The organism is Stenotrophomonas maltophilia (genome assembly GCF_023518235.1).
In the GTDB taxonomy this organism is placed as follows: domain Bacteria; phylum Pseudomonadota; class Gammaproteobacteria; order Xanthomonadales; family Xanthomonadaceae; genus Stenotrophomonas.
This window is the reverse complement of record NZ_CP090423.1, coordinates 1,823,963-1,849,129: the sequence shown is the minus strand read 5'-3', so window position 1 is coordinate 1,849,129 and position 25,167 is coordinate 1,823,963. Positions and strand designations below refer to the sequence as shown.

Here is a 25,167-nt window from a genome sequence, read left to right as displayed (position 1 = left end):
CCTGTGTGGAGTGCAAACCGCGCTTGCAGACTGCGGTTCGTCAAATGAGAAGGACCTCCGGTTTCAGGATGGTGGGATGGTGATCAAGTTCAGGCCAAGCCCATCGGACGAGGTGGATGCGGTAGGCGCCAGCCTTAGTCGCGCGAATAAAGTTGCCCCCTACGTACGGATCAGTGTCGAACCAAACCTCGGTGAGTTGCACAACAAGCCGTTCAACTCGAACGGCGGTGCTATTTATTACTTGGAGGAAAGCGCTGAAGGGCAACGGCTATGCCGCGTTGAAGAGTGGAAGAGGCGGGAATCCAAATTGATTGGGCAGGTGCCACCTGAGAGCCTGCATCCTGCGGTGAGGCCGGTGTATCCCTATTTCGAGCTGAGCAGGAGCTATGAGCTCCATTATGACTCGGCTGGTGGATTGACTTCGATTCAGAATATGGATGCGAAAGGGCGTAGGGTCACAACGTTCTGTGCACTCTACGACAAAAATGGTCGCATAGAAGTGGCAAATGAGAGTTCTGGGTTGATTGTCTCGGATAAGCCAGAGTTCCAGTGTTCGCAGCTGCGCGATATGCCATCCCGCGTTACCACTCGGTACTTCACTTATCGGCCGGATGGATTGCGCGCTTCCGATGTAGTCAAGCAGGCCACCCGTAAGCCAGGTGAGGATCCCTACCGCGAGGACACCGGCCTTGGAACGGAGGTGACCGATGGTGCCTGGACTGTGGGCGGCTTCGTCAATGTCGACGATGCTGAATTGAAACGGATCGTTGGCATTCGCTTCTATGGCAGCGAAAAGCGAGGGCTTGTAGGGGTGCAAAGCCCTTCCGCTACGCTGGTTCCATCTGACGCCACTCCAGTTTTCGCAGAGCGCAGTCGGAGCGTGTCGCAGGAAGTGCGGTACACGTTCCCGGGTGAGCGTGTTCCTCCAGAGGTCGCCAAGGGGTACTTTGAAGGAGTCACAGGCTATACCCGTGTGCGTGAGTATCTGCACCGTTCGGATAGCAGGATTTTCGAAGTATTCGGACCGCAGGCAAAGCACCCTCGGGAACGCCAGTGGCGCAGGCTGGATCTGAATCGTCAGGAGAACTACGACGCAAATGGCAAGCTCACGCGCGTGATCCTGTCCGGTCCGGTATCCGATGACGACGGCTACACCGAAAACCTGCGCGCCTACGCCGAGAAGGGCATATTGAAGCTCACGCCCCTCACCAGCGGTTACAGCTCTTACCGCGTGTATGACTACGACGCTGCCGGTAAAGAGACCCTGTCGTTCGTGTGCTGGCGCTATGAAGTCTCGACCAACAAGCCCTACGCCCATTTCCCCTGGTGGGAGCCCGATCCTCGACCCAAACGCAGTCGTGAAGCCGAACTGCAGTACGCCAGGACGCAGGTCGGTACACGCTGCGGTACGCCGGACGGCAAGATGAGCGTGGAGGGCATGGGCCCGGTGAAGAAGCTGATGGAAACCAAGTACGGGTTTGGGACGACCAAGCTGGGGTTGCCGGGCGAGTAGGGCGAGACTTCCATCTCGAACTCGTGACAGGTGCCGGCCTGCCGGAGCAGACCACGCTGGCACGTGGCATGGAGCTGACGCCGTTGAGCGATCAATGGCTGCAGTCGATGGGCGGCATGCAGGCGTTGTTCGGTAACCTGGCCCGGCCGGGCACGGTCGGCGACGTCACCGTACAGATCGTGCGTTCCTCGGGCACGGCATTGCATGCGCTGGAGAGGAAGGGCTGCAAGGAACTCGGCCTGAACCTGGACGATGCCAGTTGCCTGCAGCCGTACTGGGAGCGCAACCAGCCGATGCACTCCATCCTTGATGCGATGGTCAACTGCATCGCCTCGGCGCGTGCTTTTGTCTACCTCGAGACCCAGTTCCTGATTTCCGAATGCGGTTGGTCCGACGCTGAGGCGGGCAGGACAGTGGAGACGGCGATCAAGGGCGGTGAACGGCGGCCCATGACCAAGGCCGAAGAAAAGAAGGCCGGCTACGTCGACAAAGGCGTGGCCATGAGTGGGCCCATCGGGAAAACCGGCGTCGTGCAGGACCTGGTGAAGCGCAAGCAGGGCGTGAAGTCAGCGGCCAGCAACCCGCTGGTGGCGGCGATCGCCGCGCGCATCCGCCGTGCCATCGTGGCCGGACAGGGCTTCCATGTGTACATCACCTTGCCCGTGCATCCGGAAGGCAGCCTGTTCGACGGTGCCGTGCTGAAGCAGCAGTACTGGGTGCAGCAGACCCTGTTGCGTGGCGACGACAGCCTGATCCGGCGCATCTGCCGTTCACTGATCGCGCGCGACAAGGACATCCGCGAGGCGAGCGTGGAAGAGACCGATCTGCAGGCAGAGGTGAAGGCCGGGCGCTGGAAGGAATATCTGTCGGTAATGAACCTGAGAAGCTATGGGGTCCTTGCCGACGTCAACCATAGGAACCACTACGCACCGCATACGATCGGCGCGGATCAGGCCACCCCCTTGTACGTGGTGACCGAGCAGTGTTACGTACACTCCAAGCTGCTGATCGTGGACGACGCCGTGGCCATCATTGGAAGTGCGAACTGCAACGACCGCAGCCTGCTGGGCACGGGCGATACCGAGATCGCCGCAGTGATCGTGGATGGTGCGGCCAAGTCGATGGACCTGGGCAATGGCTTGCAGGTGATAACCCGGAAGTTTGCGCGGGATCTTCGGATGAATCTTTGGAAGAAGTTCCTGGGACAGGCGATTCAAGAGCTGCCTGAGAAAGAGAAGAAGCCGTACTCTGCAGCTGGAGCCGCGGGGGCGTATCTGCCTTGGTTCCTTATGGTAGATCCAGCTCAGCAGATCGAACAGCCGGCGAGCGCCAGTACTTGGCGGGGGATCAGGGAGATTGCTGACGCTAATTCGGATGCCTACCAGCATGTCTTCACCAATGTCCCACGCGATTCGTTCCCCCGCTATGATTCCGTGTTCCATGGGTTCCCCGCAGCAGGCCTGAGTGACAAGGGACACGTCAAGCGCATGTTGTATGCGCAACCACCTGACCTGCAGCCAGACTTCATGCAGCAGCCTAGTGTTGAGAAGGACTATGTGACCAGTGCAGTCGGTCGGCATGATGTGCTCAAGGCGACTGACTTCCTCAAGGGCGAGCCGGGAAGTCCGCGAATTAAGGGCTTTTGGGTCACCATGCCGCTGCTTTGGGGGAGCAGCATGGACGATCCGGCTGCCACGATGCCGAGCAAGATCATTGCAGCTGTGCCTGTTTAGGGGGATAGGTCCAGTGAATTGGCATACTCGATTCGACATGCTGCCTTGGGTCAAGGGGAAAAGGTGTGAGTGAGTATTTGCTGCTGAAAGCGCTGATTGCGGTGAGTGCTTTGTGCGCCGTGCAATTTGCGCATGCAGGTTGTAGTCAAGTAAATGAAGGCGATGCCCGCTTTCATGGCAACGGCATGGTGGTCAAGTTTACGCCGTGGTCGGCTGGCGGAGGAGATGCCGTGGGCGCCAGTCTCAGTCGCGCGAACGAGGTGGCACCTTACATAAGGATCAGGTCCGGTCCTGACCTAGCTAAATTGAAGAATGAGCCATTCGACTCGAATGGCGGTTCGGTCTACTACTTGGAAGCAAGTGGCCAAGGGCAGCGGATCTGCCGTGCTGAGCAGTGGAGGCGGCGTGAGTCCAAGCTGATTAATGAGGCGCCTCCCCAAAGCCTGCATCCTGCAGTCAAGCCGCTGTATCCGTACTTTGAACTGTATAAGGTGAATGAGCTTGATTACGATGCGTCAGGTCAATTGACATCGATTCGACGTATCGACAGGTTGGGCCGTAAGGTCACAACTTTCTGTGCGCTCTACGACGAAAATGGTCGCGTAGAGGTGGCAAATGAGAGCTCTGGGTTGATCGTCTCGGAAGATCCGGATTTTCAGTGCTCGGAGCTTCGAAATACGCCTGTAAGTGAAGTTACAAGATACTTTTCTTATCGGTCTGATGGATTCTTGGCTTTGGATATGACCAAGAGGGCTACACGCAAGCTTGGGGAGAGCGCAGAGCAAGAGGACGTCGACTTCGGAACCGAGGCGACTGATGGGGCTTGGTACGCCCAAGGGGATTTTTTCTTCAACGGTGCCAACTTCCACCACCGCGTCGGTGCATCGTTTCAGATGAGCGACAAGCGCGGGCTTACCGGTATTCAGAGTGAATCCTTTGCCATCGCTTCGTCCGACGCGACGCCCATCTTTGAGCAACGCAGTCGAGATGTGGGTAAGGAGTTGAACTATACCTTCCCTGGAGAGCGTGTATCTCCAGATGTGTTGAAGGGGCAGTTTGACGGCGTGATTGCGTATGCGCGTGTTCGTGAGTATTTCCACCGCACTGGGCAGCGCGTATTCGAGATTTTCGCTCCGGGCGTAAAATACCCTCGGGAACGTCAGTGGCGCACGCTGGATCTGAATCGTCAGGAAAACTACGACGCAAATGGCAAGCTCACGCGGGTGATCCTGTCCGGTCCGGTATCCGATGACGACGGCTACACCGAAAACCTGCGCGCCTACGCGGAGAAGGGCATATTGAAGCTCACGCCCCTCACCAGCGGTTACAGCTCTTACCGTGTGTATGACTACGACGCTGCCGGCAAAGAGACCCTGTCGTTCGTGTGCTGGCGCTATGAAGTCTCGACCAACAAGCCCTACGCCCATTTCCCTTGGTGGGAGCCTGATCCTCGGCCCAAGCGCAGTCGTGAAGCTGAGCTGCAGTACGCCAGAACACAGGTCGGCACTCGCTGCGGCACGCCGGACGGAAAGATGAGCGTGGAGGGCATGGGCCCGGTGAAGACGCTGATGGAAACCAAATACGGCTTTGGTACCACGAAGCTCGGTTTGCCGGGCGAGTAACGAGTAAAACGCTCTACGTACAAGGGTGCATGCCAGGAGGCAGTCAAATGAAGTCGATAGGTACGAAACATCAGCAGAAGCGCGGGTGGTCGGCGGCGGGGCGGCGGGCAGGGGGCGTGATGCTGGCGTGTGTCGTGCTTAGCTCCTCGGCCTGGGCCTGTGGGGATAAGGTGGCAGACGATCCCTGGGTTTCCCCTTGGAAGATGGAGTACATCAGCGTTCTGACGTCCCCTCTGATTGATGACTATGCAACGGAGCTGAGAGAAGCATCGCCCATGGCGGATGGTCGGCTCTCGCTTCCGCAGATCAGGCTCAGTCGTTCGAATTCGGCCTCACGCACGCTTCCCTTCTCGCTGTTGGGTGGGAGCATTGTGTACGTCCAGTCGGAAGGCGGGGCCGGTGAGCGTGTCTGCCGCGAGGAGCTGTGGCGGAGCCGAGGATCTGATAGCTGGAATTCCGAAGCGGCCGGCCTGGTGTCCCGCGAGGTGCCTTTGTCCCCTCCTACCGACGTCGAGATTGATCCTTCAGCGAGAACGGCGGCTGCCGGACTTCTCCGGACGATATCCAAGGACTTCGTGCTCGCCGAAGCACGTGATTATCTCTACGACGACCAGGAACGCCTTGTCGAGATCCGCAAGCACGGGCGTGGATCGGATGGCATGTTGTTCAGCCAGACATTGAACTGCATGAAGTATGACAAGCACAGTCGACCGACATGGTCGGCGCAGCCAACCTCGGCCAGTCTGCGTCAAGGTGGAGAGGGATTGACCTGTGATCAGATGGATCAAGGCAACGCACTGGTGCAACGATATCTGCTCGATGATGATGGCCGGATGTATGCCTCCGTCAGATCAACGCCGCCGTCGCCATCGATGGGGCGGAATGTCATGGCATCGGTCAGGGGTACGTCCGGGTGGACCGGCGTTGCGGAGTACATAAGGCCGTCCGAGCGGAGCGTCTACGGATATGAGACCTATGCGATGGCCCGGATGGATCAGCAACTGGGGGTTTACGCGATCAACAGCATCGAAGGGGATCTGTTGCCGGCCGATGCGCAGCCTCTCTATCAGGATGCCGTCACCCGGCTGGGCGTGAAGGGTGCAGACCTGCGGTACGACTTCGTCAACGTCACCATTCCCGCCGAGGTGGGAATGAATGGGTTCTCGCAACTGTCGACCTATCCCCGGATCCGTAGTCATCGCGTTGCGGAGAAGATGCGGGTTCACGAAGTGTTTGATGCAGATTCCCACGCGCTGCGTCGGCGGGCCTGGGCCAGCGATTCCGGGCCGGTCTATCGCCAGGAAGATTACGATAAGGCTGGACGCTTGGTGCAGGTCATCAATGGCGGGGTGAATCCTGACGTACCGATGCCGGAAGACGCCATCGCTGCAGACGGATTCGATGCACGCGTGCTCCAAGGGTCGGGCAAAGGTTACAGGGTGTTTCACTTCGACCGGCGAGGACGTCCCGAGCGCGTGCTGGTGTGCGGGAAAATTGCAGCAGGCGCGGAAGCTGGCGATGAAATGCACTGCGGCAAAGGTGATCGTAGCGTTGTCGTCTACCAGAACAACGAGGTCACTGGTTTCCTGAAGGATGCCTATGGATGGCGTGACCGGCCTCTGGCCGCAGGCTCTCCGCTCTGACGTCGCAGCTTTTCCACATCCGCTGTGGCTTCCCGTGCTGGTGGGATCGGCGCTCCAGCGGGCTCCGATCTGGGCAATCAGGCCACCACAACGGGCGCGCAGCGGGGTGCTCAGCGTTTCGGTGATCACCCCACCGCGCGATCCATCCTGCCGCCGGCGCACGTTCCATTGCCAGGCGAGCAATCCGGCCATCCTCCTGCCGCTTTTCCACACCCGCTGTGGAATGATGCCGAATCAACCTGTGGATAGGTGGACCAGACCCTGACGGCACAAGGCCTGCCAGGGTGTGGTGAAAAAACCGCCAGGGCGGATCGGCATCATCGCGGGTGCACGGGGCAGATGGCACCGTAGCGCCGTCGCTGGAGGGGATGGACATGGGCAACGGCATGCGTGGGTTCGTACTGGTGGGCCTGGCCCTGCTGGCAGGCTGTGGCCAGGCGCCACCGACTGCACTGGGAACGCTGGAATGGGACCGGGTCACCGTGCCGGCCCCGGCGGCCGAAGTGATTGCAGCGGTGGAGGTGCGCGAAGGCCAGCAGGTCAAGGCCGGCACCGTGCTGATGCAGCTGGACCCGGCCCGCGGTGATGCCCAGTTCGCCGCCGCACAGGCCGACACCGCGCGTGCGCAGGCGCAGCTGGAAGAACTGAAGATCGGCCCGCGCCAGGAGCAGATCGCGCAGGCCCAGGCACAGCTGGCCGCGCTGCGCGCGCAGGCCGCCGAGGCCAGTGCCTACTACCGGCGGGTGCAGCCGCTTGCACGCCAGCGCCTGATCGCCGCCGCCGAGCTGGACCGCGCGCGGGCGGCCGCCGGCAATGCCGAGGCCAGCGTGCGCGCCGCCGAGCAGGCCTGGCTGGAGCGGGTGCATGGCAGCCGCGCGCAGGACATCGCGCAGGGCCAGGCGGCGGCGGACGCTGCGCAGGCGCAGCAGGTGGTGCAGGGCGTCAACCTGCAGAAGCTGCAACTGCGCGCCCCCCGCGATGGCGTGGTCGACGCCTTGCCCTATCGGCAGGGCGACCAGGCCCCGGTGGGCGCACCGCTGGCGGTGATGCTGGTCGGCGAGCGTCCCTATGCGCGCGTCTACCTGCCGCAGCCGCTACGCTTGCAGGTCAAGGTCGGGCAGGCCGCGCAGGTGCATCTGGAAGGGCAGGCCGCTGCGTTGAAGGGGCATGTGCGCTCGATCCGCAGCGAGCCTTCATTTACGCCGTACTACGCGTTGACCGGTGACGACGTCGCGCGGCTGAGCTACCTGGCCGAGATCGAAGTGGACGAGGCGACCGACATGCAGAAACTGCCGGCCGGGTTGCCGCTGCGGGTGAGCTTCTGAACACCGGCGACGACATTGCCGTGCATGCGCAGGGCCTGACCCGCCGCTTCGGCGATCTGCTGGCCGTGGACAATGTCGACCTGACCGTGCCTCGCGGCCAGGTCTACGGCTTCCTCGGCCCGAACGGCTCGGGCAAGTCGACCACCATCCGCATGCTGTGCGGCCTGCTGGAGCCGAGCGCGGGGCAGATCGAGGTGCTGGGCCTGTCGGTGCCGGAACAGGCCGAAGCGCTACGCCGCCGCATCGGCTACATGACCCAGCGCTTTTCGCTGTACGAAGACCTGTCGGTGCGCGAGAACCTGGAGTTCCTCGCGGCCATCCAGGATCTGCCGCGCGCGCAGGCCCGGCAGCGCGTCGATGCACTGTTGCAGCAGTATCGGCTGCAGGATCGGCAGCCGCAGTTGGCCGGCACGCTCAGCGGCGGGCAGAAGCAGCGCCTGGCCCTGGCCGGTGCGGTGGTGCATGGGCCTGAACTGCTGTTCCTGGACGAGCCGACCAGTGCGGTCGACCCGGAATCGCGCCGCGATTTCTGGGAGGCGCTGTTCGAACTTGCCGACGCCGGCACCACCGTGCTGGTCTCGACCCACTACATGGACGAGGCCGAGCGCTGCCACCGGCTGGCGATCCTCGATCGCGGCGCGCTGGTGGCCGATGGCACGCCGGCCGAACTGTGCGCGCGGTTGCAAGGGCGCACGCTGCAGGTCACCTCTTCGCAGCCACGCCAGGCCAGCCGCGCGCTGGCCGAGCTGCCCGGGGTGCTGAGCGTGGCGCAGATCGGCACGCAGCTGCGCGTACTGTGCAGTGAAGACGCGGCCGACATGGCCGCGTTGCAGCGTGCCTTGGCCGCTGCCGATCCCCAGGCGCGCATCGAGGCGGTGGCGCCGAATCTGGAAGACGTGTTCGTCGCCGCCACCCGCGGTCGTGGCCGGGAGCCGGCGGCATGAACCTGCGCAGGCTGTGGGCGATCATGCTCAAGGAGCTGCGGCAGCTGCGCCGTGATCGCATCACGCTGGCGATGATCGTCGGCATTCCGGTGATGCAGTTGCTGCTGTTCGGTTACGCGATCAATCTCAACCTGCGCCACCTTGATGCGGGTGTGGCCGACCAGGCCAACAGCGCGGCCTCGCGCGCGCTGGTACAGGACATGGTCGCCACCGGTGTGATCACCCCGCGCAGCGATGCCTACAGCCCGGACCAGCTGATGCAGGCGCTGCGCCGCGGCGAGATCAGTGTCGGCATCGTGGTGCCGGCAGATTTCGAGCGTCGCCGTTTCGATGGGCGCGAAGCGGTGCAGGTGCTGGTCGATGGCAGCGACACCGTGGTGCAGAGCGCGGCGATCCAGCTGGCGCAGGTGCCGTTGGATACGCGCCCGACCAGCAACACACGGCCGCTGCGCGAAGGCAGCATCGCCAGCGGCCAGGTCAGCGTGACCAGTTTCTACAACCCGCAGCGGCGCTCGGCGGTGAACATCGTGCCGGGGCTGATCGGGGTGATCCTGACCATGACCCTGGTGATGTTCACGGCGGTGGCGGTGGTGCGCGAACGCGAGCGCGGCAACATGGAGCTGCTGATCGCCACGCCGGTATCGCGCAGCGAACTGATGGTGGGCAAGGTGCTGCCCTATGCGGCCATTGGCCTGCTGCAGACCACGCTGGTGCTGGTGCTGGGCACCTGGCTGTTCCAGGTGCCGATCCGCGGCAGCCTGCTGGATATCTACCTGGCCGCGGTGCTGCTGGTGCTGGCCAACCTCGCGCTGGGTCTGTTGATCTCCACGCGCGCGCGCTCGCAGTTCCAGGCGATGCAGATGACGTTGTTCCTGTTCCTGCCGTCGATCCTGCTGTCCGGCTTCATGTTCCCGTTCGCCGGCATGCCACGACCGGTGCAGTGGCTGGCCGAAGTGCTGCCGCTGACCCACTTCCTGCGCCTGGTGCGCGGCATCATGCTGCGCGGTGCTTCGCTGTGGGAGCTGTGGCACGACGCGCTGGCGCTGCTGGCCTTCATCGTGGTGATGATGACGCTGGCGATCCTGCGTTTCCGCAAGCGCCTGGATTGAAGCCTGTCATTCGGTAGTGCCGGCCGCTGGCCGGCATCAATGCCGGTAGGTGCCGACCGTTGGTCGGCACGCCTTATTCGGCCACCACCCGCGCGCGCAGCGAATTGGTCAGTGCTTCGGTAATCACCACATCCACGAACTGGCCGATCAAGCGCGCCGGCGCCGGGAAGTTCACCGACCGCATGTTCTCGGTCTTGCCGGTCAGTTCGTTCGGGTTCTTGCGCGAGGGTCCTTCCACCAGCACCGTCTGCACGGTGCCGACCATCTTTTCGGAGATGCCGGCGGCGTGCGCATTGATGCGCTCCTGCAGGCGCGACAGGCGCGCGTGCTTCTCGGCATCGCTGATCGTATCTTCCAGATCCGCCGCCGGCGTGCCCGGGCGGCGCGAATAGATGAAGGAGAAGCTGTGATCAAAGCCGATGTCCTCGATCAGCTTCATGGTCTTCTCGAAGTCGGCGTCGGTCTCGCCGGGGAAGCCGACGATGAAGTCCGAGCTGATCGAGATGTCCGGGCGCACCGCGCGCAGCTTGCGGATCTTCGACTTGAATTCCAGCGCGGTGTAGCCGCGCTTCATCGCCGACAGCACGCGGTCGCTGCCGGCCTGCACCGGCAGGTGCAGGAAGTTGGCCAGCTGCGGTACGTCGCGGAATGCATCGATCAGCGAATCGCTGAACTCCAGCGGATGTGAGGTGGTGAAGCGGATGCGGCCGACGCCGTCGATCTCGGCGATGGTGCGGATCAGCAGGCCCAGGTCGGCGAACTCACCGTCGCCATACGGGCCGCGATAGGCATTGACGTTCTGGCCGAGCAGGTTGATCTCGCGCACGCCCTGCGCGGCCAGCTGGGCCACTTCCACCACCACGTCCTCGAACGGGCGGCTGACCTCGGTGCCGCGGGTGTAGGGCACCACGCAGAACGAGCAGTACTTGGAACAACCTTCCATGATCGACACGAACGCCGAAGCACCTTCGGCGCGCGGCTCCGGCAGGCGGTCGAACTTCTCGATCTCGGGGAAGCTGATGTCCACCTGCGGGCGCTTCTGCTCGCGACGGGCGCGGATCAGTTCCGGCAGGCGATGCAGGGTCTGCGGGCCGAACACCAGGTCCACGAACGGCGCGCGCTTGATGATCGCCTCGCCTTCCTGCGAGGCGACGCAGCCGCCGACGCCGATGATGACCTCGCGGCCCTTGTTCTTCAGGCCCTTCCACACGCCCAGCTGGCTGAACACCTTCTCCTGCGCCTTCTCGCGGATGGAGCAGGTGTTGACCAGGATGACGTCGGCGTCGTCCGGGGTATCGGTCAGTTCCAGGCCATCACTGGCAGCGAGCACGTCGGCCATCTTGGCCGAGTCGTACTCGTTCATCTGGCAACCGTGGGTCTTGATGTACAGCTTGCCTCTCACCTGGTCGGGCTTGCGCGGACCAGTGGGCAGGGCAACGAGCGGGGTACCGCCCGGCGTGGCGGGCGGAAAGACGTCTGGCGTCCCGGTCATGGCGCTTAATCCATTCGGGTGGCGGGAAAGGCAGCAATTCTACCCGCATCCCGAGCCACCCGCCGCGCTGTGCGCTCGCGGGGCACGGCCCCGCGCTACCCGCATCCCGGCGGCCCGGTAGCGCCGGGCCGTGCCCGGCGGGCGTCCTTACGCCGCCGCCAGCTCCGCATCGATCTGCCGCGATCGGTCGAAGGCGGTCATCGCGCTCATCCGGGCGATGTAGTCGGCCGTTGCTGGCGCCGGCTGCACCAGGCCGAAGGCCGTGGTCCAGGCCAGCGCATTGCCCCACAGCACGTCGGCGGCACTCATCACCTCACCCAGCAGGTACGGCCCCTGCGCCAGCTGGGCCTCGATCACCTGCAGCACGGTCTCGGCGTCGTTGTAGGGCGACATCGACTGCGGCGGCGGGTCGCGGCGCATCGCGCGGTCGATCATCGCCGGCTCGAAACAGGCGCCGTAGAAGGCCATCCAGCGCAGGTAGGGGCCGCGCAGGGCATCACCGATCGGCGGCGCCAGCCCGGCTTCCGGGTACAGGTCGGCCAGGTACAGATAGATGGCCACCTGCTCGGTCACCAGCGCGCCGTTGTGGACGATGGCCGGCACCTTGCCCATCGGGTTGATGGCCAGGTAGGCCGGGGCCAGGTTGGCGCCGGCCTTCAGGTCCAGCACCTGCATGCGGTAGTCGGCACCGAGTGCTTCGAGCAGGGCCACCGCGCCGCTCGAGCGCGAACGGGCGGCGTGGTACAGGGTGATCTGGCGTGAGGTCATGGCAGTGCTCCTTGCAGTGGGTGGTGAACTGGAGCCCATCCTGAGGCACTATTGCGGACGACTTCTGTCCTCGATCCTTCATGCGCCATACCGCCCATCGCCTGCTGCGCCTGATCTCCCTGTTGCAGGCCCGCCGCCAGTGGTCGGGGGCCGAACTGGCCGAACGCATGGGCGTGGACCGGCGCAGCATCCGCCGCGACGTCGAGCGCCTGCGCGAACTCGGCTACCCGGTGCAGGCCTCGGCCGGGGTCGGCGGCGGCTATCAGCTCGGGGCCGGTGCGCCGGTGCTGCCGATGCTGCTGGACGAGGAGGAGGCCACCACGCTGGCCATTGCCCTGCGTGCGGCCTCGGCCACCGTTGCCGGCATCGATGACACCGCGCGCGGCCTGCTGTCCAAGCTCGACCCGCTGGTGCCGACCCGCCGTCGACAGCAGGCGGGCGAGGTGCATGCGGCCACCGCCACCCTGTCCGATCTGCCCGCCACCGATGCACGCCTGCTCGGCCGGCTGGCCCAGCACTGCCGGCAGGCCTCGCGGCTGGCCTTCGAGTACCGCAGCGCGCAGGACGCGGTCACCCAGCGCGAGGTCGAGGCCCAGCACCTGGTCAACTATGGCCGGCGCTGGTATCTGCTGGCCTGGGACCTGGGGCGCCAGGACTGGCGCACCCTGCGCGTGGACCGGATGGGCGCGGTGCGCGAGTGCACCGAGCCGGGCCTGCATCGGCGCACCCCGGCACCGCCGGACGTGATGGTGCGGCAGGCGGTCAGCCAGGCGCCGTTCGCGTTGCAGGCCATCGTGCGCCTGGCCGGCAGCCGCGCCGAGCTGGAAGGCCGCATCCCGCCGTGGTGTGGCCTACTGGAAGCGGATGGCCCCGACCACTGCCTGCTGCGCATGGGCGCCGAGAGCCGCGGCATGATGCTGGCGCAGATTCTCAGCCTGGACCGGGTACCGGTGGCGCTGTGGACCACGCCGCCCAGCCTGCGTGAGGAGCTGGCGCAACGGCTGGCCGGGCTGGGGCAGGTACTGGCTGTGCCGCCGGTCACAGGCTGAGCCGCGCGGCTTGGCAAGTTCCGGCGAAGCTGGGACACTCGCGGCCATGAAGGGGATACTGGGGACAACGGCGATCATCATCGCTGCGCTGACCGCTGCGCCGGCCAGCGCCGGTACCCTGTTCAAGTGCCAGGGCGCCGATGGCGTCACCAGCTATGTCAGCAAGCGCGTGGCCGGGGCCCGTTGCAGCACGATCAGCTACAGCCGCGACACCCGCCCGGCGCCGCGTCCCATGCTGGCGGCGCCGAAGCCGGTGACGGCCACGGTGGCCAGCATCGAGCGCAATCCGGTCGCGGTCGCCGCCAGTGCCGCCGCGCCGGCCATGGCCGCACCCGCGCCGGCAGCGTCTCGCGGCGGACGCATGGTCAGTGGCCAGGTCTATTCCTTCATGAAGGATGGCGTGCGTCACTACACCAGCGCACGCCCGACCCAGGTCGCCAACCTCGGCCCGGTGCGCACCATCCGCTACAGTTTCATGGAGCGCTGCTATGCCTGCGGGGTCAACCCGCGGGTCGACTTCGGCACGGTGCGTCTGAACACCACGGCCTTCCAGAGCGAGATCACCTCGGCCGCGCGCGAGTTTGGCGTGGACGAGGCGGTGGTGCGCGCGATCATCCATGCCGAGTCGGCCTACAACCCGACCGCGCTCAGCCGCGCCGGCGCGCAGGGCCTGATGCAGCTGATGCCGCCCACCGCCGCGCGGTTCGGCGTAAGCGATTCCTACGACGCCGGGCAGAACATCCGCGGCGGCGTGCAGTATCTTGCGTGGTTGTTGAAGCGCTTCAACGGCGATCTGACCCTGGCCGCAGCGGGTTACAACGCAGGAGAGGGTGCGGTCGACCGTCATGGTGGCGTGCCGCCGTACAGCGAGACCCAGTACTACGTGCGCCGGGTCGGCCAGCTGGCCGAGCGTTACCGAACCGCCCTGAGTCACCAGTAGGTGCCGACTGTCAGTGGACACACCCTCGAACAGGTAGGTGCCGACTGCCAGTCGGCACGATTTTGAAAGAGTTGTTGCAGTGCGTTGTGTGGCGCGCGACGGTTCCGCTACACTCGTCCAGGATTCAATGCGGCTCTGGCCCCCACCGGAACCGCTGGCAGCCTTAAAGCTACCTAATCAATATCGGAGTGCCGGATGGCCAACGATGGGGTACACGATCCAGTCAACACCGGACGTCGGCGTTTTCTTTCTGCCACCACAGCTGTGGTGGGCGCCGTCGGCGTCGGATTCACCGCAGTTCCTTTCATCAAGTCCTGGAACCCCAGTGCCCGCGCCAAGCTTGCCGGCGCACCGGTGGTGGCCGACATCAGCGCCCTGCAGGAAGGCCAACGCCTGATCGTGGAATGGCGCGGCCAGCCGATCTGGATCGTCAAGCGGTCCAAGGCCATCCTCGATGCGCTGCACGGGCTGGACGGCCGCCTCAAGGACCCCGAGTCCGGCGAGAAGGACCAGCAGCCGGACTACGTGCTCAAGCAGAATCCCGAGCTGCGCTCCATCAAGCCGGACATCTCCGTGCTGGTCGGCCTGTGCACGCACCTGGGCTGCTCGCCGGAAATGGTCGCCGAGATCCGGCCCGAACCGTATGACCCGCAGTGGAAAGGCGGCTACTTCTGCCCCTGCCACAAGTCGCGCTTCGACATGTCCGGCCGCGTCTTCAAGGACGTGCCGGCACCCATCAACCTGAAGGTGCCTGCGCACCACTACCAGGACGACAACACCATCATCATCGGTGTCGATCCGCAGGGGGCTGCCTGATGGCCAATATCCTCAGCCGTACCGCCAGCGGCGTGGCCGACTGGGTCAACGCCCGTGCGCCGGGCCTGATGCCGGTGTACCGCAAGCACGTCAGCGAGTACTACGCGCCGAAGAACTTCAACATCTGGTACTACTTCGGTTCGCTGGCGCTGCTGGTGCTGGTCAACCAGATCGTCACCGGCATCTTCCTGACGATGCACTACAAGACCAACGCCGCCGAGGCGTTCGGCTCCATCGAATACATCATGCGTGATGTGGAGTGGGGCTGGCTGATCCGCTATATGCACTCCACCGGTGCCTCGCTGTTCTTCATCGTGGTCTACCTGCACATGTTCCGCGGCCTGCTGTACGGCAGCTACCAGAAGCCACGCGAGCTGGTGTGGATCCTGGGCATGCTGATCTACCTGGTGCTGATGGCCGAAGCCTTCATGGGCTACGTGCTGCCCTGGGGCCAGATGTCGTTCTGGGGCGCCAAGGTGATCATCTCGCTGTTTGGCGCGATACCGGTGATCGGCAACGGCCTGACCGAATGGATCATGGGCGACTACCTGCCGAGTGACGCCACGCTCAACCGCTTCTTCGCGCTGCACGTCATCGCCCTGCCGCTGGTGCTGTTGCTGCTGGTGGTGCTGCACCTGGGCGCACTGCACGAAGTGGGGTCGAACAACCCCGATGGCGTGGAGATCAAGAAGGGCCCGAAGGGCAACCGCTGGTCGCCGAATGCGCCGGCCGATGGCATTCCGTTCCACCCGTACTACACGCTCAAGGATGGCGTTGGCGCCGGCTTCCTGCTGATCATCGCCGCCTTCATCATCTTCTTCGCGCCCGGTTTCGGCGGCCTGTTCCTGGAGCATGACAACTTCACCGAGGCCAACCGCCTGGTGACCCCGGAGCACATCAAGCCGGTCTGGTACTACACCCCCTACTACGCGATGTTGCGCGTGGTGCCGAACAAGCTCGGCGGCGTGCTGGTGATGTTCTCGGCCATCGCGATCCTGTTCCTGGTGCCGTGGCTGGACAAGGCACGGGTGAAATCGGTGCGTTACCGCGGCTGGATCTCGAAGGTGATGCTGGGCGTGCTGGCGGTGTGCTTCGTGTGGCTGGGCGTGATCGGCTCCGGCCCGGGCACCGACGTGCACGAGACCTACATCGGGCGGGTGCTGACCTTCCTGTACTTCGCCTTCTTCATCACCATGCCGCTATGGACAAGGCTGGACAAGACCAAGCCGGTACCGGAGAGGGTGACCACGCATGACTGAGCGCTGGATGGTCCGGCTGGCCCTGGCGGCCACCCTGATGCTGGGCAGTTTCCTGGCCTCCGCCGCCGAAGGCGGCACCAAGCTGCTGCAGGCCGGCAACGACCTCGGTGACCGGGCGTCGCTGCAGCGCGGCGCGCAGCTGTACATGAACTACTGTTCCGGCTGCCATGCGCTGAAGTACCTGCGCTATTCACGGATGGCGGAGGATCTGGGCCTGACCGAGGAAGAGGTGATGAACAACCTCAACTTCACCGGCTCGGCGATCGGTGATCCGATCCCGGTGGCGATGCCCAAGGAAAACGCCGAGAAGTGGTTCGGCAAGATGCCGCCGGACCTCAGCCTGATCTCGCGTGTACGGGGCAGCGACTGGGTCTACACCTATCTCAAGTCGTTCTACCTGGACAGCAGCCGCCCGCTGGGCTGGAACAACGCGCTGTTCGCCAATGCGTCCATGCCCAACCCGCTGTGGGAGATGCAGGGCCTGCAGCACGCGGTGCATGGCAAGCCCGAGGCGCCGGGGATGGACCCGCCGGTGACCGGCCTGAAGATCGAAACGCCCGGTGCGGTCGATCCGGGCCAGTACGACCAGGCGGTGCGTGATATCACCAACTTCCTCGAATATGCCGGCGAGCCGGCCGCGCTCAAGCGCCAGCAGCTGGGCGTGTGGGTGATCCTGTTCCTGGCGCTGCTGACCTTCCTGCTGTATCTGCTGAAGAAGGAATACTGGAAGGACGTTCACTGATTCTGCCGCCGGCGATCACGCAAGCCTATTGGCTTTTGTGATGGCCGGTTGCACACTCGGGGAGGAGTCGACCGCTGGCACGGTGCCGGCGGCGCCGATGCGGCAGGCGGTCTCCTGTCGTAGGAGAGCCTTTGATGGCGGCGAGCGTACGCATGCGCAATACACTGACGCTGTTTTCCTCGAACGACGACGTACTGTGCCACCGCGTACGCCTGGTGCTGGCGGCCAAGGGGGTGTCTTTCGATTTCGTTCCGGTCGATCCGCAGAATCCGCCTGAAGACCTGATCGACCTCAATCCCTATCACTCGGTGCCGACCCTGGTCGAGCGGGAGCTGGTGCTGTACGCCGCGTCGGTGGTCAGCGAGTACCTGGACGAGCGCTACCCGCATCCGCCGCTGATGCCGGTCGATCCGCTTTCGCGTGCGCGCATCCGCCTGGCGATGCTGCGCATCGAGCACGACTGGGTGCCACAGGTGCAGGCCATCCAGCTGGGCAACAAGACCCAGGCCGAGGCCGGGCGCAAGCGCCTGAAGGAGCTGCTGACCGCGTCGTTGCCGCTGTTCAAGGCCAGCAAGTTCTTCCTCAATCCGGAAATGAGCCTGGCCGACTGCGCGATGGCGCCGATCATCTGGCGCCTGCAGTCGCTGGATGTGCCGCTGCCGAAGGACGGCAAGGCGATCGAAGACTACGGCAACCGCATCTTCCGCCACCCGGGGTTCGTCCGCAGCCTGACCGACCAGGAAAAGAAGCTGCGCGACCTGCCGGTCTGATCCGGCGGTGGTCTACCCGTCTGCACGCCGACCGGTGTGCAGGCGATCCGCCCCGCCGAGGGCGCCGGGCGCGTACACTTCACGCATGACCGAAGACTTCTTCCACATGACCAGCCACCGCCCGTACCTGCTGCGGGCGCTGGTGGAATGGATCAACGACAACCAGCTGACCCCGCACATCCTGGTCGACGCTGGCGTTCCCGGCGTACAGGTGCCGCCTTCGGCGGTGAAGGATGGCCGGGTTGTGCTCAACATCGCCGAACGTGCCGTCGTGCGGCTGATGATCGACAACGAGATGGTGAGCTTCTCGGCGCGCTTCTCCGGTACCAGCTACCCGGTGCAGGTGCCGATCAGCGCCGTGCTGGCTGTCTACGCCCGTGAGACCGGGCAGGGCATGGCACTGCCGGATGACATTCCGGGCAACGAGACTGCGCCGACCAGTGACGAGCTGCTGCATGACGACAGCACGCCGCCGGACGATACGCCGCCGTCCAGCCCGCCGCCGAAGGGGCGCCCGACCCTGCGCGTGGTCAAATAACGGTAGGTGCCGACCGTTGGTCGGCACACCTTCAGCGCTTACACATCCTCGGCATCATCCACATCCGGCCGGATCTGGCTGATCCGCGCCGCGCCCGGCCCTGTGAATGAAATCAGCTGGTCGCCGCGCAGCACCATGCGGCCCACGTGGCGATCGATGCCGTCGTAGGAATACTCGAACTTGAAGGTGCGCTCGAAGCCGAGCCGGCCATCCTCGCCGCGCGACAGGCGCAGGCCGGTGGCGTGCACCGCCTGGTCCAGCCACTGCACATCGGCGGCGCGGCAGGCATTGCGGCCCAGTTCGACGGCGCGCTCAGCGGCCGAACGTGCCGCGTTCCAGAAGAAGTAGATGATTCCGCCGGCAATCAGCAACAGCAGCAGGGTAGGCATGGCGTCAGCCGTCAGGTGTCGATCCGGCAAAGATGGCGGCGAACGGGCGCTGGATCAAGCGCCGGCATCACCGCGTTGGTTGCGGCGGAACGACCACAGGTTGCGGCGTTGGAGCCGGCTGCACCGGTGTGGCGCCCGATGACGGCGTCAGCAGCGGCGCCGTTGCCGTCAGCTGCAGCAGCGCTGCCCAGTCCTGGCGGTTGAAACTGCACTCGTCCTCGCGGCCCGGCGTGCAGCTGGGATCGATGCCGGTGCTGTTGCGCTCGCGTGCCGGCGGCAACTGGATCAGCCCGGTGCGGTCCAGCTGCAGCAGCCGCATCGCCACGGTGTTCATCACGTTGCCGCCGACCAGATACAGGGTCTGGTCGCCGCCGAGATTGGCGGCCACCACCACCTCGCAGTGAGATTTCCAGTGGCCCACCGAGCCGTTGCCCAGCGCCTGCACCAGGCCGCTGTAGCTCAGGGTGGTACTGCGGTCGCGCAGGAAGCACAGCAGGTCACCCGGCGCCGGCTTGGCCGTGGCCGGGTCGACCAGCCGATACGGCACGCCCGAAGGGCCCGCCTGATAGGCGGCGCGGATGTAATCGATGTGGCGTGGCGAGGTGTTGAAACCCGGCACACCCGCGCGGACCATCACCCAGGAAATGAACGCTGCCGACCACGGGTTGTCGACCAGGAACGCGCGGCAGTCGCTGTCGGTGTAGCGCGTGCCCAAGGGCGCCAGGCAACTGCTGGCGCCGGCGATGCTGCCCATTGCATTGAGCGTGCCGCTGTCACGCCAGTAGCCGGCAACGCGTCGCCAGGCGATCAGGCCGTTGTCGGCCAGATGATCGCTTTCGGCTTCGGTGACGCTGAGGCTGGCGGCGCGGCCATCGCGATCGATGAAGGGGCGGAACCACAGCCGGTGTTCGTTGCAGGCGGTGTTGCGGATGGCCACCGCCAACGGGCTCAGGCCGAAGCGGGGCGGCACGTCGCAGGCTTCTGCGGCGGCAGCGGACAACGGCGCGCCAGCCAGCAGCAGGCAGACAGGCAAGAGCATCCGGCGCATGCACGGCTCCTGTGAGGGATGACCGCAGCGTCGCAGCGCCGTCGTGAACGCCGGGTGTGAGAGCGGGGTCAGATCCCTTTTCCATGGGAAAAGGGATCTGACCCCAAGCCCGGCCTCAACCCGGCGTCGGGCCCAGCTTCAACGACAGATCAATGGCCTGCACATGCTTGGTCAGGCCACCAATGGAAATGCAGTCCACGCCATCCTCGGCAATCGAACGCAGCCCGCCCAGGCCCACGCTGCCGGACACCTCCAGCGGGATGCGGCCGGCGGTGATGCGTACTGCCTCGCGGCGCAGATCCGGGCTGAAGTCATCCAGCAGGATGCGCTCGCAGCCGGCTTCCAGCGCCTGCCGCAGCTGCGCCAGATCTTCCACTTCGACCACCAGCGGCAATGCCGGCCATTGGCGGCGCGCGGCAGCCACCGCCGCCGCCAGCGAACCGGCGGCGCGGATGTGGTTCTCCTTCAGCATCACCGTGTCGTACAGGCCGAAGCGGTGGTTCTCGCCGCCGCCGCACCGCACCGCGTATTTCTGCGCCAGGCGCAGGCCGGGCAGGGTCTTGCGGGTGTCGAGGATACGCGTGCCGGTGCCGGCCACCGCGGCCACGTAGCGGGCGGTGGTGGTGGCGGTGCCGGACAGGGTCTGCAGGAAGTTCAGCGAGGTGCGCTCGGCACTGACCAGGCTGCGGCTGCGCCCGTGCAGCAGGGCCAGCACGGTGCCGGCGGTGACCGTGTCGCCCTCGGCAACGCGCCACTCGATGCGCACCTCCGGATCGAGCGCGCGGTGGGTGGCGTCAAACCAGGGGCGACCGGCGATCACCGCGTCCTGCTTGCACAGCAGATAGGCGCTGTCGGCCTGGTCGGGCAGCAGGGCGGCGGTGACGTCGCCACTGCCCAGATCCTCGGCCAGCGCGCGCGCGACATCGGCGGCGACCACGGCCGCATCCGGCGCCGGATGCGTGCTCATGCGGCCGGGAAGTCGGCGATCTGCGCGGTCGGGATGGCTTCCTCGGCCAGCAGCACCGGGATGCCGTCGTCGACGCGGAACACCTGCTTGCGGTCGCGGGTGACCAGCGCCTCGCGCAGCGGCTGCGCCAGCGGGTTGCCATCGGCCTTGTTCACCGCGCCGGCGGAAATGGCCTTGTTGAGGGCTTCCAGGCCCTTGCCATCCAGCAGGGACAGGGGCTGGCGGGTGTCCGGCGACACCAGCAGGTCGAGCAGCTTGCGATCCATGGTTCTTCGTCTTGCGTGGAAGACGGCTAGAATACGTCTTTAAGGCAGGTGACGGCCAATGACCCCCAACCCGATCGCGCCGCTTGTCGGCATCGTCATGGGTTCCCGTTCCGACTGGGAAACCATGCAGCACGCCGCCCAGAAGCTTGAAGCCCTGGGTGTTCCGTTCGAAGTGAAGGTGGTGTCCGCGCATCGGACGCCGGATGTGTTGTTCAGCTACGCCGAGCACGCGGGCCCGCGCGGCCTGCGCGCGATCATCGCCGGTGCCGGCGGGGCCGCGCACCTGCCGGGCATGATCGCCGCCAAGACCGCCGTGCCGGTGCTGGGCGTGCCGGTGCAGTCCAAGGCCCTCAACGGCATGGACTCGCTGCTGTCGATCGTGCAGATGCCGGCCGGCATCCCGGTCGCGACCTTCGCCATCGGCAATGCCGGCGCGTCCAACGCCGCGCTGTTCGCCGCGGCGATGCTGGCCAGCGACCAGCCGGCGATCGGCCAGGCGCTCGATGGCTTCCGTGCGCGCCAGACCGAAGACGTGATGGCTCACGACGATCCGCGCCAATGAGTCTGACCGTCGGCATTCTGGGCGGCGGCCAGCTCGCCCGCATGATGGTACTGGCCGGTGCACCGCTGGGGCTGCGCTTTGAGCTGTACGACCCGGCCGCTGACGCCTGCAGCGGGCCGCTGGCCCCGCTCACCGTCGCCGCCTTCGACGACCGCCAGGCGCTGGCAGATTTCGCCGCCAAGGTGGATGTGGTCACCTTCGATTTCGAGAACGTGCCGGCCGACAGTGCGCAGTGGCTGGCCGAACAGGTGCCGGTCTACCCGCCGCCGTCGGCGCTGGCCGTGGCCCAGGACCGGTTGAGCGAGAAGACCCTGTTCCAGCAGTTGGGCATTCCACTGCCCGCCTTCGCCGATATCCGCAGCCGTGACGAACTGGCCGCCAAGGCCGCCGAGTTTGGCCTGCCGTGCATCCTCAAGACCCGCCGCCTGGGCTATGACGGCAAGGGCCAGTTCCGCCTGCGCAGCACGGCCGACATCGACGCCGCATGGGAGGCGCTCGGAGCCCAGGTCGAGCGCACCGGGCTGATCCTGGAAGGCTTTGTCGCCTTCCAGCGCGAAGTCAGCGTGGTCGCCGTGCGTGGCCGTGATGGCAGCTTCCTGGCCTGGCCGGTGACCGGCAACTGGCATGTCGACGGCGTGCTGTCGGCCAGCGTGGCGCCGGCGGTGCTGTCCGCCGCCGAGCACGACGCCGCGGTCGGCTATGCGCGTCGCGTCGCCGAGCATCTGCAGTATGTCGGCGTGTTCGCGCTGGAGCTGTTCTGCCGTGATGGCGAACTGCTGGCCAACGAGATGGCGCCGCGCGTGCACAACTCCGGCCATTGGACCATCGAAGGCAGCGAGACCTCGCAGTTCGAGAACCATCTGCGCGCCGTGCTGGGCCTGCCGCTGGGCAGCACCCGCATGCTCGGCCACGCCTGCATGCTGAACTGGCTGGGGGCGATGCCCGATCCGCTGCCGGTGCTGGGCCAGGCCAGCGGCCATTGGCATGACTACGGCAAGCAGCCGCGCGAAGGCCGCAAGGTCGGCCACGCCACGCTGCGCGACGACGATGCCGCTGCACTGGCAGACGCGCTGGAGCAGGTCGGGCTGGAGCTGGACCGGCAGGCGCAGGTGGCGCCGGCGGTGCACGCGCTGCGCCACCGCTGAGCCCGCTAGTGCCGGCCGCTGGCCGGCATTGCAACGCTGTGACGCGCCGGTGCAGGCATCGGCGCAACACTGCCGGTGATAGCGTGGAGCTCCTTTCACAGGAGTCACGACCATGCTTGACTGGAATGCCTACCGCAAGGAACTGAAGGGCCGCATCGGCGAGATCGGCAAACTCTCGCCGGATACGCTCAAGGGCTATGCCACCCTGTCCAACGCGGGTGCCCAGACCAATCACCTTGATGCCAAGACCCGTGAACTGATCGCGCTGGCGGTGGCGGTGACCACCCGCTGCGATGGCTGCATCACCGTGCACGTGGATGCGGCGTTGAAGCAGGGCGCCAGCCGCGAGGAAATCGCAGAAGCGTTGGGTGTGGCGGTATCGCTCAATGCCGGTGCGGCGCTGGTGTATTCGGCGCGGGTGATGGACGCGGTGGCGGCGCACGAGAACGCGTGAGGCACCGTTCTGTTTTCCGGTAGTGCCGGCCGCTGGCCGCTGGCCGGCAGATCCGCCTTCTCTGTGCGCCTACGGGGTTGCCGGCCAGCGGCCGGCACTACCTGATGGCGGGCTTCGGTGAACTCCCGGCTGACCCGTTGTCAGAACGCGTCCAGACCGTGCGCGTGGATTCCGCGTTGAAACAGGGCGCCAGCCGCTGCTTTCCGATAGAGCCGGGTTGTTGCCTCAGCGCAGCTGGCTCTCTGCGAATTCCCAGTTGGCCAGTTGCCAGAACGCGTCCAGATAACGCGCGCGGTCGTTCTGGTAGTCGGTGTAGTAGGCGTGTTCCCACAGATTGCAGCCCAGCAGTGGCGTGCTTTCGCCGGTCAGTGGGGTGCCTGCATTGCGGGTCGCCTGGATGCCCAGCTGCCCGCCCGGGTGCTGCACCAGCCATACCCAGCCGGAGCCGAACAGGCTCAGTGCGGTGCGGTTGAACTCTTCGCGCAGTCGCTGCAGGTCGCCGAACTGGCGCTTGATCAGCTCGCCGAGGCGGCCCTGCGGCTCGCCGCCGCCCCGCGGGCGCAGGCATTGCCAGTAGAAGCCATGGTTCCAGGCCTGCGCCGCTGCGTCGAACAGCGCGCCCTGGCTGTGGCGGACGATGTCTTCCAGGGGGGCTTCTTCCCATTCCGTGCCGAGGATGGCGGCATTGACCGCATCGACATGGGCGCGGTGATGCCGGCCGTGGTGCAGCTCCACGGTCTGGGCGGACAGGTGCGGCTGCAGGGAGCCGGAGAGGTAGGGCAGGGCGGGCAATTCGACGGGCATGGACAGGTTCGTGGCCAGGGGGCGGCGGCAGCTGGTTCCATCGGCTTACAATGGCGGCTACCGTGGGCAGTCTAGCCGACCATCACGGTCGGTTTGTCCGGCGAAGCAAGGAGTGAGGTTGTGGCGGTAATGCAGCAAATCCAGGCCGAGGTCGATCGTTACCCGCTCGTGTTGTTCATGAAGGGCTCTCCGCAGTACCCGATGTGCGGCTTTTCCAGCCGCGCCGTGCAGGCATTGATGGCCGCCGGTGCCGTGACCCTGCGCACCGTCAACGTGCTCGAAGAGCCGGAGATCCGTGCCAACCTGCCGCGCTTCTCCAATCTTCCAACCTTCCCGCAGCTGTTCATCAACGGCGAGCTGATCGGCGGCTGCGACATCGTCATGGAGCTGTTCGAATCCGGCGAGCTCAAGCGCATCGTCGAAGAGGCCACGCAGGGATGAGTGCCAAGCCATCGACGTCACCGACGGAGGGGGCGCTCGATGGCCGCCCGTTGCAGGACCGTGTGGTGCTGGTGGCCGGCGCCGGCGGCGGCCTGGGCAGCGCTGCGGCGGTCGCGGCCGCCGCAGCCGGCGCGACCGTGGTGCTGCTGGGGCGCAAGCCGCGCCGGCTGGATCGCGTCTATGCCCAGGTCCAGGCCGCTGGCCCCGAACCCCTGCTGTACCCGCTGGACCTGGAAGGGGCCGGACCCGATGACTATGCCGAGCTGGCCCAGGCCCTGCAGCGTGAGCTGGGGCGGCTGGACGGCGTGCTGGTCTGTGCCGCCCATTTCCCGGGGTTGACGCCGTTCGAACTGGCCGATCCGGCCAGCTTCGCCCGTGCCCTCCATGTCACCCTGACCGCCCCGGCCTGGCTGGCGCAGGCCTGCCTGCCGCTGCTGCGGCAGCGCGAGGATGCGGCCCTGGTGTTCGCGGTGGATGCGCCCGAACGGGTCGGGCAGGCCTACTGGGGCGGCTACGGCGTGGCCCAGCACGGCCTGCGCGGGTTGATCGGCAGCCTGCATGACGAACTCGGGCGCAGCCCGGTGCGGGTCAGTGGCCTCTATCCCGGCCCCCTGCGCACGGCCCTGCGGGCCCGCGCCTACTCGGTCGACCAGGATCCGGCTGCGCAAGGCCCGGAGGCCGCCGCAGCGGCGGCTGTGACCCTGCTGTCCGGCGCCGGTGGCGCCTGGCGGGGGCAGATCCTCGATGCCAGCGGTGACCCGGCCGCTGTGTGAAGGTGGCCGTAAGGCGGAATGAAGATCCCGTCACGATTGCGTTGCGATCCGGTGC

General features: G+C 65.6%; 26 protein-coding genes. 19 read left to right on the top strand and 7 right to left on the bottom strand.

The genetic code is table 11. The annotated features are described in order from the left end of the window. Positions 1 to 76: 76 nt before the first annotated feature. The 7 genes from LZ605_RS08820 (at position 77) to LZ605_RS08790 (ending at position 9,889) form a co-directional block, all read left to right on the top strand. Positions 77 to 1,513, top strand: a complete 1,437-nt coding sequence (locus LZ605_RS08820; RefSeq protein ID WP_249844514.1) for a hypothetical protein — start codon at positions 77 to 79, stop codon at positions 1,511 to 1,513. A gap of 68 nt (positions 1,514 to 1,581) precedes the next feature. Beyond that, a complete protein-coding gene (locus tag LZ605_RS08815) occupies positions 1,582 to 3,246 on the top strand; it encodes a phospholipase D-like domain-containing protein (protein ID WP_249844513.1) in 1,665 nt (554 codons plus the stop codon). Between the two features lie 65 nt (positions 3,247 to 3,311). After that, positions 3,312 to 4,868, top strand: a complete 1,557-nt coding sequence (locus tag LZ605_RS08810; protein WP_249844512.1) for a hypothetical protein — start codon at positions 3,312 to 3,314, stop codon at positions 4,866 to 4,868. A gap of 47 nt (positions 4,869 to 4,915) precedes the next feature. Continuing rightward, entirely contained in the window at positions 4,916 to 6,511 is a 1,596-nt protein-coding gene (locus tag LZ605_RS08805) for a hypothetical protein (protein WP_249844511.1), read from the top strand. Between the two features lie 368 nt (positions 6,512 to 6,879). Beyond that, on the top strand, positions 6,880 to 7,836 hold the full coding sequence (locus LZ605_RS08800; RefSeq protein WP_249844510.1) for an HlyD family secretion protein: 957 nt from the start codon (positions 6,880 to 6,882) through the stop codon (positions 7,834 to 7,836). 20 nt (positions 7,837 to 7,856) lie between these two features. Beyond that, the gene (locus tag LZ605_RS08795) at positions 7,857 to 8,780 is read left to right on the top strand and encodes an ABC transporter ATP-binding protein (RefSeq protein ID WP_249844509.1); all 924 of its coding nucleotides are present in this window, start codon (positions 7,857 to 7,859) and stop codon (positions 8,778 to 8,780) included. After that, positions 8,777 to 9,889: an ABC transporter permease gene (locus tag LZ605_RS08790; RefSeq protein ID WP_249844508.1), complete on the top strand. Its 1,113-nt coding sequence runs from the start codon at positions 8,777 to 8,779 to the stop codon at positions 9,887 to 9,889. Before LZ605_RS08795 ends, LZ605_RS08790 begins: the two co-directional genes overlap by 4 nt. Positions 9,890 to 9,962: 73 nt before the next feature. On the opposite strand, the gene miaB is transcribed toward LZ605_RS08790, so the two are convergent. Together miaB and LZ605_RS08780 are read right to left on the bottom strand one after the other, a co-directional pair. Continuing rightward, positions 9,963 to 11,381: a tRNA (N6-isopentenyl adenosine(37)-C2)-methylthiotransferase MiaB gene (gene miaB / locus LZ605_RS08785; protein ID WP_249844507.1), complete on the bottom strand. Its 1,419-nt coding sequence runs from the start codon at positions 11,379 to 11,381 to the stop codon at positions 9,963 to 9,965. Between the two features lie 147 nt (positions 11,382 to 11,528). Continuing rightward, entirely contained in the window at positions 11,529 to 12,149 is a 621-nt protein-coding gene (locus tag LZ605_RS08780) for a glutathione S-transferase family protein (protein WP_107233026.1), read from the bottom strand. Positions 12,150 to 12,229: 80 nt separating this feature from the next. Here LZ605_RS08780 and LZ605_RS08775 point away from each other — a divergent pair, with 80 nt between their 5' ends. The 7 genes from LZ605_RS08775 (at position 12,230) to LZ605_RS08745 (ending at position 18,263) form a co-directional block, all read left to right on the top strand. After that, complete coding sequence (locus LZ605_RS08775) at positions 12,230 to 13,198, top strand: helix-turn-helix transcriptional regulator (protein ID WP_249844506.1); 969 nt, start codon at positions 12,230 to 12,232, stop codon at positions 13,196 to 13,198. A 46-nt stretch (positions 13,199 to 13,244) separates the two neighbouring features. Further along, positions 13,245 to 14,138 (top strand): lytic transglycosylase domain-containing protein, encoded by an 894-nt coding sequence (locus LZ605_RS08770; protein WP_249844505.1) that lies wholly within the window; start codon positions 13,245 to 13,247, stop codon positions 14,136 to 14,138. A 195-nt stretch (positions 14,139 to 14,333) separates the two neighbouring features. Beyond that, a complete protein-coding gene (gene petA / locus LZ605_RS08765; protein ID WP_004151998.1) occupies positions 14,334 to 14,954 on the top strand; it encodes a ubiquinol-cytochrome c reductase iron-sulfur subunit in 621 nt (206 codons plus the stop codon). Then, positions 14,954 to 16,213 carry a cytochrome b gene (locus tag LZ605_RS08760; RefSeq protein WP_006429450.1) on the top strand — a complete coding sequence of 420 codons (1,260 nt, stop codon included), beginning with the start codon at positions 14,954 to 14,956 and terminating at the stop codon, positions 16,211 to 16,213. The genes petA and LZ605_RS08760 overlap by 1 nt, the downstream gene beginning before the upstream one ends. After that, on the top strand, positions 16,206 to 16,955 hold the full coding sequence (locus LZ605_RS08755) for a cytochrome c1 (RefSeq protein ID WP_249844504.1): 750 nt from the start codon (positions 16,206 to 16,208) through the stop codon (positions 16,953 to 16,955). Before LZ605_RS08760 ends, LZ605_RS08755 begins: the two co-directional genes overlap by 8 nt. Positions 16,956 to 17,089: 134 nt before the next feature. Continuing rightward, on the top strand, positions 17,090 to 17,725 hold the full coding sequence (locus LZ605_RS08750) for a glutathione S-transferase N-terminal domain-containing protein (protein WP_107233030.1): 636 nt from the start codon (positions 17,090 to 17,092) through the stop codon (positions 17,723 to 17,725). 85 nt (positions 17,726 to 17,810) lie between these two features. Continuing rightward, the gene (locus LZ605_RS08745) at positions 17,811 to 18,263 is read left to right on the top strand and encodes a ClpXP protease specificity-enhancing factor (RefSeq protein ID WP_249844503.1); all 453 of its coding nucleotides are present in this window, start codon (positions 17,811 to 17,813) and stop codon (positions 18,261 to 18,263) included. Positions 18,264 to 18,301: 38 nt separating this feature from the next. Here LZ605_RS08745 and LZ605_RS08740 read toward each other — a convergent pair whose 3' ends face one another. The 4 genes from LZ605_RS08740 to LZ605_RS08725 form a co-directional block, all read right to left on the bottom strand. Continuing rightward, the gene (locus LZ605_RS08740; protein ID WP_049436544.1) at positions 18,302 to 18,652 is read right to left on the bottom strand and encodes a DUF3301 domain-containing protein; all 351 of its coding nucleotides are present in this window, start codon (positions 18,650 to 18,652) and stop codon (positions 18,302 to 18,304) included. Between the two features lie 67 nt (positions 18,653 to 18,719). Further along, entirely contained in the window at positions 18,720 to 19,700 is a 981-nt protein-coding gene (locus LZ605_RS08735; RefSeq protein ID WP_249844502.1) for a DUF2272 domain-containing protein, read from the bottom strand. Between the two features lie 115 nt (positions 19,701 to 19,815). After that, a complete protein-coding gene (nadC, locus tag LZ605_RS08730; RefSeq protein ID WP_249844501.1) occupies positions 19,816 to 20,667 on the bottom strand; it encodes a carboxylating nicotinate-nucleotide diphosphorylase in 852 nt (283 codons plus the stop codon). Beyond that, positions 20,664 to 20,933, bottom strand: coding sequence for a Trm112 family protein (locus tag LZ605_RS08725; protein WP_005408847.1), 270 nt, complete (start codon positions 20,931 to 20,933; stop codon positions 20,664 to 20,666). Before LZ605_RS08725 ends, nadC begins: the two co-directional genes overlap by 4 nt. A 58-nt stretch (positions 20,934 to 20,991) precedes the next feature. On the opposite strand from LZ605_RS08725, the gene purE reads away from it, so the two are divergent. The 3 genes from purE (at position 20,992) to LZ605_RS08710 (ending at position 23,094) form a co-directional block, all read left to right on the top strand. Then, positions 20,992 to 21,495, top strand: coding sequence for a 5-(carboxyamino)imidazole ribonucleotide mutase (purE, locus tag LZ605_RS08720; protein WP_249844500.1), 504 nt, complete (start codon positions 20,992 to 20,994; stop codon positions 21,493 to 21,495). Continuing rightward, entirely contained in the window at positions 21,492 to 22,640 is a 1,149-nt protein-coding gene (locus LZ605_RS08715) for a 5-(carboxyamino)imidazole ribonucleotide synthase (protein WP_249844499.1), read from the top strand. The genes purE and LZ605_RS08715 overlap by 4 nt, the downstream gene beginning before the upstream one ends. A gap of 112 nt (positions 22,641 to 22,752) precedes the next feature. Further along, complete coding sequence (locus tag LZ605_RS08710; RefSeq protein WP_107233037.1) at positions 22,753 to 23,094, top strand: carboxymuconolactone decarboxylase family protein; 342 nt, start codon at positions 22,753 to 22,755, stop codon at positions 23,092 to 23,094. A 225-nt stretch (positions 23,095 to 23,319) separates the two neighbouring features. Here the strand turns inward: LZ605_RS08710 and LZ605_RS08705 are convergent, their stop codons facing one another. After that, positions 23,320 to 23,898 carry a superoxide dismutase gene (locus tag LZ605_RS08705; RefSeq protein ID WP_249844498.1) on the bottom strand — a complete coding sequence of 193 codons (579 nt, stop codon included), beginning with the start codon at positions 23,896 to 23,898 and terminating at the stop codon, positions 23,320 to 23,322. A 120-nt stretch (positions 23,899 to 24,018) separates the two neighbouring features. Here LZ605_RS08705 and grxD point away from each other — a divergent pair, with 120 nt between their 5' ends. Further along, entirely contained in the window at positions 24,019 to 24,339 is a 321-nt protein-coding gene (gene grxD, locus LZ605_RS08700; RefSeq protein ID WP_057495823.1) for a Grx4 family monothiol glutaredoxin, read from the top strand. Then, the gene (locus LZ605_RS08695) at positions 24,336 to 25,112 is read left to right on the top strand and encodes an SDR family NAD(P)-dependent oxidoreductase (RefSeq protein ID WP_249844497.1); all 777 of its coding nucleotides are present in this window, start codon (positions 24,336 to 24,338) and stop codon (positions 25,110 to 25,112) included. The genes grxD and LZ605_RS08695 overlap by 4 nt, the downstream gene beginning before the upstream one ends. Positions 25,113 to 25,167 lie beyond the last annotated feature (55 nt).

Coding starts and splice junctions, on each gene's coding strand:
- LZ605_RS08820 (WP_249844514.1), top strand. CDS start 77: ATGGTGATCAAGTTCAGGCCAAGCCCATCGGACGAGGTGGATGCGGTA.
- LZ605_RS08815 (WP_249844513.1), top strand. CDS start 1,582: ATGGAGCTGACGCCGTTGAGCGATCAATGGCTGCAGTCGATGGGCGGC.
- LZ605_RS08805 (WP_249844511.1), top strand. CDS start 4,916: ATGAAGTCGATAGGTACGAAACATCAGCAGAAGCGCGGGTGGTCGGCG.
- LZ605_RS08800 (WP_249844510.1), top strand. CDS start 6,880: ATGGACATGGGCAACGGCATGCGTGGGTTCGTACTGGTGGGCCTGGCC.
- LZ605_RS08790 (WP_249844508.1), top strand. CDS start 8,777: ATGAACCTGCGCAGGCTGTGGGCGATCATGCTCAAGGAGCTGCGGCAG.
- miaB (WP_249844507.1), bottom strand. CDS start 11,381: ATGACCGGGACGCCAGACGTCTTTCCGCCCGCCACGCCGGGCGGTACC.
- LZ605_RS08780 (WP_107233026.1), bottom strand. CDS start 12,149: ATGACCTCACGCCAGATCACCCTGTACCACGCCGCCCGTTCGCGCTCG.
- LZ605_RS08775 (WP_249844506.1), top strand. CDS start 12,230: ATGCGCCATACCGCCCATCGCCTGCTGCGCCTGATCTCCCTGTTGCAG.
- LZ605_RS08770 (WP_249844505.1), top strand. CDS start 13,245: ATGAAGGGGATACTGGGGACAACGGCGATCATCATCGCTGCGCTGACC.
- petA (WP_004151998.1), top strand. CDS start 14,334: ATGGCCAACGATGGGGTACACGATCCAGTCAACACCGGACGTCGGCGT.
- LZ605_RS08760 (WP_006429450.1), top strand. CDS start 14,954: ATGGCCAATATCCTCAGCCGTACCGCCAGCGGCGTGGCCGACTGGGTC.
- LZ605_RS08755 (WP_249844504.1), top strand. CDS start 16,206: ATGACTGAGCGCTGGATGGTCCGGCTGGCCCTGGCGGCCACCCTGATG.
- LZ605_RS08750 (WP_107233030.1), top strand. CDS start 17,090: ATGGCGGCGAGCGTACGCATGCGCAATACACTGACGCTGTTTTCCTCG.
- LZ605_RS08745 (WP_249844503.1), top strand. CDS start 17,811: ATGACCGAAGACTTCTTCCACATGACCAGCCACCGCCCGTACCTGCTG.
- LZ605_RS08740 (WP_049436544.1), bottom strand. CDS start 18,652: ATGCCTACCCTGCTGCTGTTGCTGATTGCCGGCGGAATCATCTACTTC.
- LZ605_RS08735 (WP_249844502.1), bottom strand. CDS start 19,700: ATGCGCCGGATGCTCTTGCCTGTCTGCCTGCTGCTGGCTGGCGCGCCG.
- nadC (WP_249844501.1), bottom strand. CDS start 20,667: ATGAGCACGCATCCGGCGCCGGATGCGGCCGTGGTCGCCGCCGATGTC.
- LZ605_RS08725 (WP_005408847.1), bottom strand. CDS start 20,933: ATGGATCGCAAGCTGCTCGACCTGCTGGTGTCGCCGGACACCCGCCAG.
- purE (WP_249844500.1), top strand. CDS start 20,992: ATGACCCCCAACCCGATCGCGCCGCTTGTCGGCATCGTCATGGGTTCC.
- LZ605_RS08715 (WP_249844499.1), top strand. CDS start 21,492: ATGAGTCTGACCGTCGGCATTCTGGGCGGCGGCCAGCTCGCCCGCATG.
- LZ605_RS08710 (WP_107233037.1), top strand. CDS start 22,753: ATGCTTGACTGGAATGCCTACCGCAAGGAACTGAAGGGCCGCATCGGC.
- LZ605_RS08705 (WP_249844498.1), bottom strand. CDS start 23,898: ATGCCCGTCGAATTGCCCGCCCTGCCCTACCTCTCCGGCTCCCTGCAG.
- LZ605_RS08695 (WP_249844497.1), top strand. CDS start 24,336: ATGAGTGCCAAGCCATCGACGTCACCGACGGAGGGGGCGCTCGATGGC.